The 15,833-nt window shown below is 29.6% G+C and carries 17 protein-coding genes, 1 tRNA gene and 1 riboswitch; of the genes, 11 read left to right on the forward strand and 7 right to left on the reverse strand.

Annotated features, from left to right (window positions below; translation table 11 throughout):
• Positions 1-159: 159 nt before the first annotated feature.
• Positions 160-351 (forward strand): asparagine synthase, encoded by a 192-nt coding sequence (locus AC4PG3_RS03075; protein WP_492197619.1) that lies wholly within the window; start codon positions 160-162, stop codon positions 349-351.
• 56 nt (positions 352-407) lie between these two features.
• Here AC4PG3_RS03075 and AC4PG3_RS03080 read toward each other — a convergent pair whose 3' ends face one another.
• The gene (locus AC4PG3_RS03080; RefSeq protein WP_492198188.1) at positions 408-1,352 is read right to left on the reverse strand and encodes an IS3 family transposase; all 945 of its coding nucleotides are present in this window, start codon (positions 1,350-1,352) and stop codon (positions 408-410) included.
• Entirely contained in the window at positions 1,265-1,801 is a 537-nt protein-coding gene (locus AC4PG3_RS03085; RefSeq protein WP_492196023.1) for a helix-turn-helix domain-containing protein, read from the reverse strand. Before AC4PG3_RS03085 ends, AC4PG3_RS03080 begins: the two co-directional genes overlap by 88 nt.
• Positions 1,802-1,930: 129 nt before the next feature.
• Here AC4PG3_RS03085 and AC4PG3_RS03090 point away from each other — a divergent pair, with 129 nt between their 5' ends.
• Positions 1,931-3,169 carry a glutamate-5-semialdehyde dehydrogenase gene (locus tag AC4PG3_RS03090; RefSeq protein WP_492197620.1) on the forward strand — a complete coding sequence of 413 codons (1,239 nt, stop codon included), beginning with the start codon at positions 1,931-1,933 and terminating at the stop codon, positions 3,167-3,169.
• A gap of 13 nt (positions 3,170-3,182) precedes the next feature.
• Positions 3,183-3,998, forward strand: coding sequence for a glutamate 5-kinase (gene proB, locus AC4PG3_RS03095; protein WP_492197621.1), 816 nt, complete (start codon positions 3,183-3,185; stop codon positions 3,996-3,998).
• A gap of 235 nt (positions 3,999-4,233) precedes the next feature.
• Here the strand turns inward: proB and AC4PG3_RS03100 are convergent.
• Positions 4,234-4,310, reverse strand: a tRNA-Pro gene (locus AC4PG3_RS03100).
• A 222-nt stretch (positions 4,311-4,532) separates the two neighbouring features.
• Positions 4,533-4,634, forward strand: a riboswitch (SAM riboswitch).
• 81 nt (positions 4,635-4,715) lie between these two features.
• Here AC4PG3_RS03100 and metK point away from each other — a divergent pair.
• The 7 genes from metK (at position 4,716) to AC4PG3_RS03135 (ending at position 10,563) form a co-directional block, all read left to right on the forward strand.
• A complete protein-coding gene (gene metK / locus AC4PG3_RS03105; RefSeq protein WP_492197622.1) occupies positions 4,716-5,897 on the forward strand; it encodes a methionine adenosyltransferase in 1,182 nt (393 codons plus the stop codon).
• A gap of 124 nt (positions 5,898-6,021) precedes the next feature.
• On the forward strand, positions 6,022-6,243 hold the full coding sequence (locus AC4PG3_RS03110; protein WP_492197623.1) for a DUF1659 domain-containing protein: 222 nt from the start codon (positions 6,022-6,024) through the stop codon (positions 6,241-6,243).
• 30 nt (positions 6,244-6,273) lie between these two features.
• Entirely contained in the window at positions 6,274-6,459 is a 186-nt protein-coding gene (locus AC4PG3_RS03115; RefSeq protein WP_492197624.1) for a DUF2922 domain-containing protein, read from the forward strand.
• A 44-nt stretch (positions 6,460-6,503) separates the two neighbouring features.
• A complete protein-coding gene (locus AC4PG3_RS03120; RefSeq protein WP_492196949.1) occupies positions 6,504-7,844 on the forward strand; it encodes an ISNCY family transposase in 1,341 nt (446 codons plus the stop codon).
• Positions 7,845-8,306: 462 nt separating this feature from the next.
• Positions 8,307-8,447, forward strand: a complete 141-nt coding sequence (locus AC4PG3_RS03125; protein WP_492197625.1) for a YvrJ family protein — start codon at positions 8,307-8,309, stop codon at positions 8,445-8,447.
• Positions 8,448-8,582: 135 nt separating this feature from the next.
• On the forward strand, positions 8,583-9,296 hold the full coding sequence (locus AC4PG3_RS03130) for a LytR/AlgR family response regulator transcription factor (protein ID WP_492197626.1): 714 nt from the start codon (positions 8,583-8,585) through the stop codon (positions 9,294-9,296).
• Positions 9,283-10,563 (forward strand): sensor histidine kinase, encoded by a 1,281-nt coding sequence (locus AC4PG3_RS03135; RefSeq protein ID WP_492197627.1) that lies wholly within the window; start codon positions 9,283-9,285, stop codon positions 10,561-10,563. The genes AC4PG3_RS03130 and AC4PG3_RS03135 overlap by 14 nt, the downstream gene beginning before the upstream one ends.
• On the opposite strand, the gene AC4PG3_RS03140 is transcribed toward AC4PG3_RS03135, so the two are convergent.
• The 4 genes from AC4PG3_RS03140 to tnpA all read right to left on the reverse strand — a co-directional run bounded on the left by AC4PG3_RS03140 (position 10,552) and on the right by tnpA (position 14,532).
• A complete protein-coding gene (locus AC4PG3_RS03140; protein WP_492197628.1) occupies positions 10,552-10,710 on the reverse strand; it encodes a hypothetical protein in 159 nt (52 codons plus the stop codon). The two genes, AC4PG3_RS03135 and AC4PG3_RS03140, sit on opposite strands and share 12 nt — an antisense overlap.
• 1,393 nt (positions 10,711-12,103) lie before the next feature.
• A complete protein-coding gene (gene tnpC / locus AC4PG3_RS03145; protein ID WP_492198183.1) occupies positions 12,104-13,663 on the reverse strand; it encodes an IS66 family transposase in 1,560 nt (519 codons plus the stop codon).
• 129 nt (positions 13,664-13,792) lie between these two features.
• Positions 13,793-14,149: an IS66 family insertion sequence element accessory protein TnpB gene (gene tnpB, locus AC4PG3_RS03150; RefSeq protein WP_492196141.1), complete on the reverse strand. Its 357-nt coding sequence runs from the start codon at positions 14,147-14,149 to the stop codon at positions 13,793-13,795.
• A gap of 2 nt (positions 14,150-14,151) precedes the next feature.
• Complete coding sequence (gene tnpA, locus AC4PG3_RS03155) at positions 14,152-14,532, reverse strand: IS66 family insertion sequence element accessory protein TnpA (RefSeq protein WP_492196142.1); 381 nt, start codon at positions 14,530-14,532, stop codon at positions 14,152-14,154.
• An 817-nt stretch (positions 14,533-15,349) separates the two neighbouring features.
• Here tnpA and AC4PG3_RS03160 point away from each other — a divergent pair.
• On the forward strand, positions 15,350-15,607 hold the full coding sequence (locus AC4PG3_RS03160; RefSeq protein WP_492197629.1) for a hypothetical protein: 258 nt from the start codon (positions 15,350-15,352) through the stop codon (positions 15,605-15,607).
• The last annotated feature ends 226 nt before the right edge of the window (positions 15,608-15,833 follow it).

The following is a 15,833-nucleotide window of genomic DNA, read 5'->3' on the forward strand; positions in this document are numbered from 1 at the left end:
CTGTTATTGTCGTCTTATCCATTATATAATTTAGATGTATCAATAGAGTTACAATTGTATTACAATTACCTAACAAAAATTACATTTTCTATTCACGGATATCAAATATTAATAATAGGCATAATAAATGTAAATATATGTTTAAAAGGAGGTTAAGTCATGAGAAAAGGATTGATTAAGACAGCTTTAGGTACTGCAGTTACAGGTACAACTCTAGTATCAAGTATGAAGGATATAAGAAACAGAGGATTTAGAAAGAACAATTTAAATTCTACAATTGGAACAGCTATTTTAGGATTTGGTTTAGCTCATATGGTATTAGGAACTATAGATTTTATAAGAAATAGGTAGATTTAGCAGGGATTATGATGTGAACCCTTTAATACGGACTTTCGGATAATATTTAATTATGCGGCTTGTTGCCTATACTCAATAGGTGACAGGCCGTTTAATTTCTTCTTTATTCTTTTGTTATTATACCAGTTAATATATTCTGTAATCTTTTTCTCTAACTTCTTAATGGATGTAAATTTTTCTCCATAGTACATTTCTTGCTTCAATATCCCAAAGAAATTTTCCATTGGAGAGTTATCTATACAATTTCCTCTTCTAGACATACTTTGTTCAATATTTCTCTTTTTTAATCTTTTCACCCATTGAGCATGCTGATAATGAAAGCCTTGGTCAGAGTGAATTGTTAATTGATGCTTCTTAGGAAGCTTTTTAAGAGCATTATCTAAGGCATCCGTTGTAAATTTTACTGTAGGAGCTGTAGATAGATTAAATGAAATTATTTCGTTGTTAAAAAGATCCATAATAGGTGATAGATACAGTTTTTGATTACTGCCTTGGATTTTGAATTCAGTTACATCTGTAACCCATACTTTATTAGGAACTGTTACTTGGAATTGCCTATTTAATTTATTCTCTGCTATCTTTCCAACTTCACCTTTAAAAGAACTATAACCTCTAGATCTTCTGGAAAATTTTATGCACTTCATATCATTCTCTTTCATGATTCTATATACTCTTTTATGGTTTATCTTTAAGTCCTTTTGTTTTAGAGCAATGGTAATTCTTCTGTATCCATAAGTTTCATTTGATTCTTCAAATATATTTCTAATAATATTTATCAATTTTAACTCTTCTTTGTTAACTGTTTCTAGTTTTTCTACCCATTCATAGAATGAACTTTTGGGCAAGTTAGCTATCTTAAGCCAGATTCTCAATTTGATTGAAGGGAATTTCTGCCTTAATTCCATTATTACTTTCGTTTTTTCCTTGTTTTTTGCTCTCTTTTTTGGACTAAGGCTTTTAGCTTTTTTTCGTATGCTAAGCTCGCTCTCAGAAATTCATTTTCTTCTCTTAATTTAATTAATTCTTCTTTATCGCTTTTGGTGAGATTTAAAGCATCTTTTTTCTTCTTGTTTTCAGACATAGTACTAGGCCTCCCAATCGACTTATTAAGCCCTTCGAAGCCTTCATCTAAGTATTGCCTTTGCCAATTAGCAATCGTACCCTGATTGCTAATACCAAAGTGATTAGCAGCTTCTCTGTAAGAGCAATTATGGTATTGCCTATATTGTAATACACGTAGCTTAAATTCTCCAGAGTAAAAAGTTTTTGTAGATTTTATTTTTAGTCCTTCTTCTCCGTAGCTTTCATAATTTTTAACCCAATCCCTAACTCGACTAAAATTTGTTATAGCGTATTTTTTTGCTATAGATTCATAACCACCTGTTTCTCCACTTAAATAATCTTTCACTACTTCTAACTTAAACTTAAATGAATATTTAGACATGATAAAACCCCCTAAATCCGTGTCCGGATTTGGGGGGTAACATCATTATTTCCCTGCTTTTTTTGTTGCTTTTTTATTGTAACATAATGGATATCTGATATAATAGATTAAAAGAACGGAGGAATTAATATGAGTTATATAGAAGAAATAGGTAAAAAAATAAAAAAAGTAGAAAGTAATTTGGCTACAGCTTCTACAAGGGATAAAAACTTAGCTCTAAAAGAAGTGAGTAAGGCTATAGATAAATTTAGAAGTGAAATTTTAAAAGCTAATGAAATAGATGTAAATTTAGCTATAGAACAAGGTGTAAAAGAAGGGTTAATAGATAGACTTAAACTAGATGATGCCAGGATAGATGGTATAATAGATGGTATAGACACAGTAATAAAACTTCCAGATCCAGTTTGGCAATCGGATAAAGCTTGGACTTTAGAAAATGATCTTACTATAACTAAGATGAGCGTACCTTTAGGGGTGATAGGAATTATATATGAATCTAGACCAAATGTTACAGTAGATGCTTTTTCTTTAGCTTTAAAATCTGGAAATGGTATAGTTTTAAGGGGAAGTTCATCTGCAATCAATTCAAATATTTCTTTAGTAAAGGCTATAAAAGAGGGACTTAGAAATAGTAATATCTCAGAAGATATAGTTCAATTTATAGAAGACACTGATAGAGCCTTAGTAGGAGAGATGCTAAGGGCTAACGGATATATTGATTTAATAATTCCTAGAGGTGGAAAAAATTTAATCAATTTTGTAGTAAGTGAAGCTTCAGTGCCAACTTTACAAACCGGTGAAGGTAATTGTCATCTATTTGTAGATAAAACAGCAAATTTAGAAGATGCTCTTAATATTTTAATAAATGCAAAAACTCAAAGACTTGGAGTATGTAATGCTTGTGAGACTTTATTAGTACACAAAGATATTAAAGAAGAATTTTTAAAGATGGTATATGAAAGTTTAAAAGATAGAGTAGAGATGCGAGGATGTACTGATACTTTAGAGATTATAGATATAAAAGATGCTAAAGAAGAAGATTTTAAAGAGGAATTCTTAGATGCAATTATAGCTATTAAAGTTGTTAAAGATGTAGATGAGGCAATAGACCATATAAACAAATATGGTACAAAACACTCTGAATCAATAATTACAAATGATTTAATAAATGCAAAGAAATTCCAGAGACAAGTAGATGCTTCGGCTGTATATGTAAATGCTTCTACTAGATTTACAGATGGATCAGAGTTTGGATTTGGAGCGGAGATGGGTATAAGCACTCAAAAATTACATGCTAGAGGGCCAGTAGGACTAGAACAATTAGTAACATACAAATACCTTATAGATGGAGAAGGACAAATAAGATAGTAGGAGGAAATTTATGGAGCATAATATAATAAATAACAGTTCTAAAATAATAGTAAAAATAGGCTCTAGCACTATTACAAGTGAAGATGGGCATATAGATAAAGATTTTATAGACAATCTAGCTTTTCAAGTAAAGACATTGAGAGATTTAGGGAAAAAAGTTATCTTAGTGTCTTCAGGTGCAAGAATAGCAGGAGTAAGTACCATAGATAAATGGTCTAGAAAAGAAGATATCCATTACAAACAAGCACTTTGTGCCATAGGTCAAGTAGAGCTTATGGATTCCTATAGAAGAATTTTCAACAAATATGGAATACATATAGGGCAAATACTTTTAACCAAAGAGGATTTATTGGCAAAGTCTAGAACTATGAATATTAGAAATACTCTCTTTACTCTTTTAGATGAAGGGGTAGTACCTATAATAAATGAAAATGACACAGTTTGTGTAGATGAAATAAAGATTGGTGACAATGATGTATTGGCAGCACATGCCACAGTTTTATGGGGTGGAGATCTACTTGTGCTTCTTTCAGATATAGATGGAATATATGATAAAAACCCTACAGAAAATAAGGATGCAAGATTAATAGAGGTAATTGAAGACATAGAAGAATTAGAGAAAAACATCACAATTGGAAAAACTAGCTCCTTTGGAACAGGGGGCATAATCACAAAGATAAAGGCAGCTAAAATAGTAAATAATTATGGGGTACCATTAATAGTTGCAAAGGGAAAAAAGGAAAATATATTATTAGATTTAGCAGAAGGAAAAGAAAAAGGCACCTTATTTTGCTCAAAAGGTCAATGTACTACAGTTAAATTATAATTTAATAAAAATAAAACTTTAAATGAAAAATAATACAAGATATGATTATATGATACTTCCAAAGTAGATGGTCTAATTAATTTTAAATAGACTACCTACTTGGAGGTATTTTTATTTAAAAGAAGGATTTTAAATCTTATGTAGACACACATCAAAAGGTATATCGGAGATTAATAAGATAATTTTTTACAAAATAAAAAAGCTATAGGAATTAACCTATAGCTTTTTGTCGTTATGGTCGGGGTGAGAGGATTTGAACCCCCGGCCCCATGGTCCCAAACCACGTGCGCTACCAAACTGCGCTACACCCCGTTGTCCTGACGACTATTATAGTATATGATAAATCCTATATAAACGCAACTTAAATTAAATATGATTATAAGCTCCTTTAAATCATATTTAGAGTTAATAATCAAATATCTTAATATTAATCAATTTACCTCCGTTTATCTAAGTATTTCATTTTGCGGATTTTATCACTAACTCCTTGACTATAATTTTAAATTATGTTAACATCTTATTAACTTAATAAATACCTTATTAAGAGTGGTGGAGGGGATAGGCCCGTTGAAGCCCAGCAACCTAGTGAAGACTAAGGTGCTAAATCCTACAGAATTTAATTCTGAAAGATGAGGTTTCAGACTTTTAGCCTTTTCTTTTTGAGAAGGCTTTTTTTGTTGCCTTAAAAGATACTTTTAAATATAGGAGGAAGAAAAGATGAAAAAATGGTTATTTACTTCTGAGTCTGTGACAGAAGGACATCCAGATAAGGTATGTGATCAAATATCTGACGCTATCTTAGATGCCATACTTGAAAAAGATCCAGATGCAAGGGTAGCTTGTGAGACTTTAGTGACTACAGGACTTGTATTAGTAGCAGGTGAGATAACTACAGATTGTTATGTAGATATTCAAAAAATTGCTCGTGATACTGTAAAGGATATCGGATATGTAAGGGCAAAGTATGGCTTTGATGGAGATACTTGCTCAGTTATCACAACTATAAATGAACAATCTAAAGACATTGCTATGGGCGTAGATGCTGCTCTAGAAAAGAAAGAAAATAGTGAAGATGATTTAGATAAAATCGGAGCAGGAGATCAAGGTATGATGTTTGGATATGCATGTAATGAAACTGAAGAACTTATGCCAATGCCAATTGATCTAGCTCATAAATTATCTAGAAGACTTACTCAAGTTAGAAAAGAAAATATATTAAAATATCTAAGACCAGATGGAAAAACTCAAGTTACAGTAGAGTATAATGATGGAAAACCTGTAAGAATAGAAAATATAGTAGTTTCAACTCAACATAAACCAGATGTAAGCCTTGAGACTATAAAAAAGGATATAATAGAACATGTAATAAAAGCCATCATCCCAGAGGATATGATAGATGATGATACAAAATATTATGTAAATCCTACAGGTAGATTTGTAACAGGAGGACCTATGGGAGATGCAGGACTTACTGGTAGAAAGATAATCGTAGATACCTATGGTGGAGCAGGTAGACATGGTGGAGGAGCATTTTCAGGGAAAGATCCTACAAAAGTAGATAGATCAGCTTCCTATGCAGCTAGACATATTGCTAAAAACATTGTAGCAGCAGGACTTGCAGATAAATGTGAGATTGGTCTTGCATATGCAATAGGAGTTGCAAAACCACTATCTATATATGTAGATACTTTTGATACTGGAAAAGTTTCAGATGAAAAGATGGTAGAAATAATAAGATCAAACTTTGAATTAAGACCGGCTGGTATCATAAGAGATTTAGATCTACAAAGACCTATTTATAGACAAACTGCAGCATATGGACACTTTGGAAGAAGCGACATAGATCTTCCATGGGAAAGACTTGATAAAGTAGAGGCTTTAAAAAAATATATTGATTAAAAAACATATTAGATACAAAAAAAGATTGGGTTTAAAATTAATTTTAAACCCAATCTTTTTTTATAGTAAAATCTTCTCCCCTATTCTATATACTTATTGAACAAGGAAAAGAGGAGGTGAGAAAATGGCAGTTACAAAAGTAGTAGAAGATGTGATTTTAAAACTAGAGTTAGATGGAGGAGTAGTTGATGGAAAACAAAAGATTAAATCTAAAAGATTTAATAAAGTAAAACTTGATGCACTAGATGAATCTATCTATCAAACTGGTGTAGCACTATCTGGTCTTCAAAACAAAACTTTAATGAATGTAAAAAGACTAGACGAAGTATCTTTAATCCAAGAGTAGAAATAGAAAAATTAAACTGGAGGTGAGAATATGGAAACAGTTAAACTGGAAATGAACTTTGGAGACGCCTTAGAAAAGAACTTTAGACTAAGTATAGAAGACCCCAAAGCAGATTTAGATGAAATACAAATCAAAGAAGCCATGACAAATATAATAACTCAAAATATATTTGACTCAAATGGTGAGTGTAGTTATTCTATGATAATGTCATATTAAAATTATTCTGATAAAATGTCAGTATGAGAAAGGAAATATTTAATATGACACAAAAAGAAATCTCTAGGCTTAGAGTCATCAATCAAACTATTGATGAAGTATTAACTATTCGTGAAGCTGCTGAACTTTTGAACTTAAGTGAACGGCAAGTATTAAGGTTAAAGAAGGGAGTTAAGAGTGAAGGACCTGGGTTCATTATCCATAAAAATAGAGGTAGAAAGCCAAAGCATGCTACAACGGATGATATTAAGAATTTAATTGTTAAACTGAAACAAACAAAGTACAAAGAAGCTAATTTTAATCATTTTCATGAGTTAATAGAAGAACATGAAAGTATAATAATTAGTTATCCTACTGTGCATAGAATTTTAACTAAGGCTGGTATTAAAAGCCCTAAAAAACATCGTAAGCGAAGGGTTCACTATCGCAGAAAAAGAAAACCTCAAAAAGGAATGTTGGTTCAAATTGATGCTTCGCCACATAAGTGGATTATTGGTGGTGATTCTTTTGATATTCATGGTGCTATTGATGATGCTACTGGCGAAATTCTAGCTCTTTATTTTACTCCTAATGAGTGTATGGAAGGGTATTTTGAGATAGTTAGACAAATAGTTTCTAATCATGGTATTCCTACTAGTCTTTATTGCGATCGTCATGCAGTATTTGTGCCTCGTAATTATGATAAATTATCTATTGAGGATCAATTAGAAGGAAAAACTGTTAATTTAACTCAGTTTGGTAGGGCTATGGAGGAGTTAGGTATTAATACTATCAAGGCATATTCTCCACAAGCTAAGGGCCGAATTGAAAGGCTATGGGGTACTCTTCAAAGTAGATTACCTGTAGAATTTAAAATACATGGTATTAAAACTATTGAACAGGCTAATTCTTTTTTATCTGAGTTTATGATTAAGTACAACAAAAAATTTGGGGTTTCTCCTGAAGATAGTACTTCTGCATTTAGAAGTTTAGATTCTAGTATTAATCTTGATTATATTCTTTGTATTAAACAAGAGCGCACTATTATTGAAGGTTCTGCTTTTTCTTATGGTGGAAAGTATTATCAAATTGTGAAAAATGATAAAAAATCTAGTGCATTACCAAAAGCTAAATTAACCGTTTTGACTAGCGATAAAATTGGAGTGAAAGCTATGTATTCAGGTCTAGTTTACGATACAAGAGAGTTGAAGGAACGACCTAAAAAGGCAATTTCTCATCATCCTAAGGAAAAGATTTGTAAAGCTAAACCATCTAAAAATCATCCTTGGAGGGTAGATTTAGATAAAAAAACCATACCCTATAGAGAGAACAGTCTGTATGAACCAGATACAGAGATCGATGAGATCTTAAAAGGATTGTTCAACTCCACTAGGGCATGGGGGTAAAGAGATTTACTCTTTAGAATATCATACTTCATTTTAAGGCTCTTTTTCAAGGGTTTATTTTCTTATGCCTATTTTAAATTGGAAATTCATAAATACAAGTATTTAATCGTTTATGCCGCGAAAGCCTATTGATATGGGGTAGACCCCTCTGGTAAAATCTTGAGGCGGAAATACCGACTGCTACAGATTATTTTCGACATAGATGGGTGTCCAGAGGGGTTAGGGGCCCCATGTCAATAGGAGCGTGGAATAAATGCGATTCTTCTAAATACTAATAGTGACATTTTCATTGAATAAAGCTTTATACTTTTAGGTGACATTTTCACTGACTATTGACATTTGACTCAAATGGTGAGGATATAATAACTGTAAAAAGTGCAAGACTTATAACTACAAACATTCAAGAAATGGAGTTTTAGTATAGGGGCCTTTAGGCCCCTATAAATATGAAAGGAGAATCCTATGGAAGATATATATTCTAATATAGCAAATTTAGGATTTCCCATAGTTATCTCCATATATCTACTAGTGAGGATAGAGGGAAAACTAAATCAGCTTACAGAGAGTATAAATGAACTTACAAAGGTAATAGCAAGTATATAGATAAAGCTGTTTTCTATGATTAATCATGGAAAACAGCTTTATTTATGTTTTGAAAATCTAATTATGTTAAAATAAATATAGTATTATAAATCCACCTAAATCAACTGTGAAATATAAATATTAGGAGGTAATAATATGGCTAAGATAATGATAGTAGAAGATGATATAAATACTGCAAAAGGTCTAGCTAAGATAGTTAAATCTATAGAAAGTGATGTAGAAACAACAATAACTGGCTATGCAAAGGAAGCTTTAGAGCATGCAAATACAAAAACTTACCATATGTTTTTGATAGACATACAATTACTGGACTATTCAGGATTAGAATTAGCAAAAGAGCTTAGAAATATTGATAAATATAAATTAACACCTATAGTCTTTATCACTTCAATTCCTACAAAAGAATTATTAGCGTTTAAAGAAATACATTGTTATGATTATATAATCAAGCCTTTTAAGAAAGAGGAAGTCATAAAAGTAATAGACACAATAATAAATTATGGAATAAAAAAAGAGATTAAAAAGGAATATATAAGTTTTAATCTAAGAGATTATGTGTATCGTGTAAAACTAGATGAAATAATATATTTAGAATCCAGATATAGAAAAATCAAAGTAGTAACTACAAAGGAAGAAATAAATCTGTCTAATTATACACTAAATAAATTATTAGATGAATTAACAGATAACTTCATAAGATGCCATAGGGGGTATATAGTAAATATAAATCATATTTATAGAATTGATAAAATAGGTGATTTAATAGAATTGGATCATGTTGATATATCAATACCAATGGGTAGAAAATACAAGGATAGTTTAAGAGGTGCTATGGATGAGCTTTATTGAGATTAGTATAATGTCTTTATTAGATTTAATTGGATATTTAATAGTTTCTAATAAATTAACAGCTGATACCCCTCATTTATATCTAAAAAAGAAATTATTAACTGTTATTTTGGTTATTGTATCTATATCTCTTACTATGGGAATTCTAGGGATTTTAGATATAGGAAATTATAGCTTTATCTATGGGGCATTACTTATCATTATATTTATTTATTTTTTATATAGAGGAAATTTTAAAGAAACTATATTTTTATATATTATATCTACAATTATACTCCTAATAATTCAAATTTTAATTATTTCTATTTTTGAATTAGTGGGAGTTTCGAAAACTTTAGATTTTAAAATGGGTCTGATAGCCCACTTTCTTATAATTTCAATTCTTCTTTTAATACATAAATATACTCATTTAAATTTAATATTTAAATATGTTTATACAGAAAATAAATTGTTCAAGAGCTTAGTTTTAAATATGTTTGTCATAGTAACTTCATTTCTAGTTTATAGATATATAGAAATGGAAGGATTCTTAAAAGACATATTAGTTGTTGCAATATTGTCTATAGGAATGATATATATAAACTTTGTATTGATAAAAAATGGCTTAAAAAATGAATATGAAGAAAAGATGCTCTCTACATATAGAAGATATCTCCCTGTTATAGACGATTTAATGGAAAAAATCAGAGGAAAACAGCATGAATTTGACAATCATATTCAAGCACTAAATATGCTAACTCTAACATGTACAGATTATGACAGCATGGTTAGTTCAATGAAAAAATATATTGATGACTTAGAATTAGACACAGATATAAGAGATTTAATTAAATTGGATAATAAAATATTAGCTGGATTTTTATATGAAAAGGTGAAAAAATCAAAAGAAAACAATATAGACTTTAAAATTAAAATTGAAGACTATGGATTTAAAACTAATCTAAAAGACTATGAATTAATAGAGATTATTGGTAATCTAATTGACAATGCCTTTGAAACTGAAGTAGATAATAATATAGTAGAGATTTTATTTAAAAATGAAGAAGATATGAATATTATTCAAGTGAAGAATAGACATCCATATCTTAAAAATGATTCTCTATCCAAGCTTTTTAAACAAGGATTTTCAACCAAAACAGGAAAAGGACATGGTTATGGACTACCCAATATCAAAAAGATCATAGATAAAAATAATGGAGTAATAAATCTTCAGAATGAAAATATTCATGGAGAAAATTACATAGTATTTAGGATACTATTTCTCTGAATACAACTCTAATAAATCATCAGGACATTTAGGTTCTCCCCACATAAGTATGCAATTTGTCTTTTGTAGCATTAAGGGAGCTAGACAAATTAAAAAACTACATAAAACATTAAGAATTGCTTTGATAATATGATTTCTTTTTTTCATAGATATCCACTCCTTTTTTTATTAATAATTGTATAGATTGTAAAGCAAAAATCCATATTGAATTTCTAAGATATGGATTTTCATTTGTAATTGTGTAAGCTATAAAATGTCGTTTAGACATATAGGAATGTTGTTCATCCGAATATATGGAAATTTCAAATTATTTATGATAGAGTGAAGTTAAAAATAGTGGATAAAAATGGTAGCATAATAAAATTAATATAACTAAGATTTATTCATATGTCTTGGTTTTATTTAGAACAAATGAAAAAAAGCGTTATACTTTTGGAAACTGATGCACAAATATTATAATTACTTCTATGCTTTTATTAGCTATTTAATAAAATATGGATTTATTATGTTTAATTTGTCCTTTTTCTTGACAGAGGACAAACAAGGAGAAATAAATAATGCAATTTAATAATAGTAAATTTATATACATTATTTTATTTTTTTTACTAATAATAAACATACTTTTTATTATTATAAAAAATAGTATATATAAAAAAAGATATTTAAAAAACAGTGAAAACTATAAAAATAAAATATGTATCGAACTTATAATACTAATATTATATATTATAACCATTTTCACAATTTTCAAAAATTATGAAAATAATATTCACGTTTGGACTATGTTAATTCTTGTAATTACAATAATTATAAAGTTTATGTTAATTCATTTATCAAAGTACTGATATAAGGCAAAATAACAAAGGTCAAATTTTTTTATTAAAAACACGCAAAGACCACAAAGATAATTTATATTATAAAAAAATATCTATCTCGTTTATTTCGTTAATTTTTATATCAGCAGAAGACCATATTGTAATTAGTTTAGATTCTAAAGAATATATTTTAAATCATAGTGACTTAATTCATATAGAAGGAGATGTAGTTTTAAAATAGTTAGAATAGGAGGTTTTATTATAAAAATAGAAGATAGATATTTATTAATTAATAAATATTTAATAACAATTTCTAATCTAATATTTTTTTGTATTTATTATTAAGAGATAAAGTAGGTCATCAACTAAATTGTATATTTTTAATTGTGTCTCTCTTAGTATTTGCATCTTCTCTTTCATTTTTAATTTTTTCTATGATAAAGACAAAATCTATTATATCAAAGACACATTACAATTATTATATAGTTTTGGTAACATGGTATATAAATTTATTCATTATTGTAATTCTATCTAATGTAATAAAATTAGGATAATATTTATAATAAAATATATTATAGATTTACAAATATAAAATAAAAATAGAGCTGTTTTCTATGAATTAATTCATGGAAACAGCTTTATTTTTGTTGTTTAGACGTAAGCGTTGAATAAAAGATGTATTGTATAAATATAGGGATATCGGTATGATATCCCTATAATAGTATTTATTCAGATTTACATGATTTTTGGACTAAATCATCCCAAGGCATCATTAGCTCTAGGATTTTAGGATTGGTTTTAAGATTGGATCCTGGTAATATTGACAGGATGTATTCTAAATATTTATAGGGGTTTAGTCCATTTGCTTTTGCTGTTTCTACTAGGGTGTAGACACAGGCACTTGCGTAGGCACCTTTTGGACTTCCGCAGAAGGTCCAATTTTTTCTACCTACTGTAAATGGTCTTATACTGTTTTCTGCAATATTATTGGATATGACACAGTTTCCATCTTCTAAGTAGGTTTCTAATTTTTCTTTATGATTTAGAGCATATTGTAATGCTTGTCCTATTTTAGATTTGGGAAGTACTTTATCATTATTATTTTCTACCCATAACCAAAAGGCCTCTAGAAGTGGTTTTTCTTTTTCTAGACGCTTAATTTTTCTTTTTTCTGGAGTGAGATCTTTAAACTTTCTTTCCCAATCAAAGAGTTTATTACAATATGCTATTCCTTTTGCTGGTAGACTTGCTTCTTCACTTTTTACATCTTTTGGAAGGGCATCTTTAAAGTATCTTCTAAGATGGGCCCAGCACAAACATTGGTGGATATCTTTTACCTTGTTATATCCTGAATATCCATCTGTATGGAGGTAGCCATTGAATCCTTTTAGGAAATCCTTGGCATTGTCTCCTGTTCTACCAGGTGCATATTTAAATATTCTTATTCCTCTCTTTGCATTAACTGAAGTAGAATACACCCACATATATGATTTTGTGGTATTTTTCTTACCTTCTTCATTTAATACTTGAACTGGAGTCTCATCAGCATGTAAATATTTATCTTTTAATAGTTCTTCCCTTAGCTTTTCTACTATGGGATTTAACCATTCTTCTGATGTTTTAATTATCCAGTTGGATAGGGTTGCTCTACTTATGGGAAAGCCCATCTGTTTCCAATCTTTTTCTTGCCTGTATAGTGGTACTGACTGTACAAACTTTTGATACATGGTCCAGGCTACTGATGATGCTGTGGCATAGGAATGCTGAAGTACAGGCTCGGGTGTATTTGGATTAAAGATTCCAGGTCTTCCTTCTTTTTTACATGTTCTACACTCATAATTTTCTTGATATATATTAATTACAGATATTTCTGCCGGTATGTATCTGATTTCTGATCTTACGAATTTTCTTCCTACAACTGAGAGTCTCTTTCCATCAATTGGGCAGATTTGCTGGGATTCTTCCAGCCTAAATATTTGATCTTGGCTAGGTAGGTTTTTAAACAAGTCTTTTCTCTTGTAGCCTTTTCTAGTTCTTTTAATAGGCTCTTCAAATGGAACAGGTTCTTGTATAGAGAAGTCGGCTTCTTTTTCAACTTCGTTAAATAGACCTAATTCCATATCATTAATGATTAATTGGCCGTCTATGGCAGAAGTCTTTTCTGTCTTTCTTCCATAGAGTTTCTTAATTAGGTATTCCATATTTTCATTAGCCTTTTTCAACTCTTCTCTAAGGCCTTCTATGGTTTTATTCTGTAATTCAATTGTATCTTGAAGTGTCTTTATCAAAGAGTTTTCATTCATTGGAATTTAGCCTTTCTAATATGTTTTATTTAAATATATTATATCATTTTCCTAACCTACAAACAACAAAAAAATACTTGAAACTATGTAATTTTGAGCAGTTTCAAGCATCTATATTATCCTTTTGTTATCTATCTTTTGAATGACCTTTTTTTGATCAATTGATAAACCCTCTATTAGCCATCTATATTGCTGAGGAGTAATTTCCCTAACATCTTCTTCAGTTCTTGGCCACTGAAACACCCCGCCTTCAAGCCTTTTGTAGAGAAGAAGAAATCCATCTCCCTCCCAAAGCAACGCTTTTATCCTATCTCTTTTACCTCCACAAAAGAGGAAAAGCGCATTTTCAAATGGATTTAGCTTAAAGTTTTGAGATACTATAGCGGAAAGACCGTCAATTGATTTTCTCATATCAGTCTTACCGCAGGCAATGTATATTCGTATATCATCCGGAAATTTAATTCTCATGATTATTTACCAATTAAATTAATTACTATACCTAATGTATTTGGATCTGCCCCATTTAGAATTTCAATTTCATTTCCATTTGAGCGCAAGATAGCACAGATACCTTTATTGTTAGATTTAGATCCTACTATATTGGCTTTAGCTTCACTTGGCTTAACTTCTATAAATTGAGTTTGACCTGTAACAGCTAGTGTTCCTGCTTTAATTAGGGCTTCTTGTCTGATTACTCGCTGCCAATAGTAGAATTTGGTTCTTGAAATATCATTTTCTTCACACCATTCTTTTATGGACTGGTCACTTTCACTATGCCTTTTAATGATTTCCGACCATTGAGCCTTAAGTATTTCATGTTTAGTAGCTTTCATAGTTGTAATGTTAATCATCTCCCTACACTTTCAATGTTGGCAAAGTTACTTTGTTAACTTTAAAAGTACTTTGTAGAGAGTATTATCTCATGTTACGTAACATTTGTGAATCCATGGGATTATTGATCGCTTACGTTTAGACATATAGGAATGTTGTTCATCCAAATATATGGAAATTTCAAATTATTTATGATAGAGTAAAGTTTGAGGGGTGAAAACGTTAAGGCTATTACTCCGTTAAACTTTTAAAGGATAAACAAAATATAGAGCAAATATAATGAGAAGGATAACTAAAGATGTTTGTCAAGCCAGTTGTAGCATTTAGATACTAATACTACAAAGGATAATTATCTATGAGAAATATAATAGTAAATATCATGCCAGTAACAATGATAATTTTAACAATATTATTGACGATATACATTATTAGGAAAATAAGCGATAAGACTAAATAACAAATAGAGATCCAATAATTCATATTTAGTATATTAGGTCTCTATTTGTTAACAAAAATAGATGACTACAAATGTCATAGCTGAAAGCGAAGAAATTTCTTTGGAAGAATTAGAGAAAGTAGAGAAAGCATTGAGACAATAAGGAGTAAAGGACCAAGACATCAAAAAACTTATAAATAAGTTGGTAAATGGAGATGGAATATGGGTAGATGGGACTATTGGCTAAATTTTCTTGAGTTATAAACATTGACAGTTAATGACCTTGTTCAGTCTAATAGAACAGAGTCATTATTTTTTTATTCCTAGAAATATAAACTATTTTTCATTCTAGCACTAGTCTCATTGTTAGTATTATTAAGGATAGGGAGGATTAGTCTCATATGATAAATCATAAGAAGATAAATGGGAAAGATTTTTTTCTTATACTAATTGCTTATATAGTAATTACTGGACAATTGGTATTTTATTCATTAAATGATATAGAACCACCTGATTTATATTTCTATCTTATGGTAGGAATTATAATGATATTCAATAGAATTGTACCAAAAAATAAATATATCAATATAATTAGATACACATCTAACTTCATTTATTTATTATATGGGCTATCAATCATAATTAGATTAATCAATTGAATTGTTTAAACTAATAGGGATATCTGTCATTCAAAGGCTCAAAATCTATAAAAGATGGATTTATATTATGAATTAATTCATGGAAACAGTTTTATTTTTGTGGTTCAGACATATAGAAATATCCTTCGTCCGAATTTGTAGAAATTTGAAATTGTTTATGATAGAGTGAAGTCAAAAGGGGTAAGAACGTTAAGTCTATTATTCCATTAAACTTTTAAGTGGTGAG

This window comes from Tissierella sp. QWL-11, from assembly GCF_058683765.1.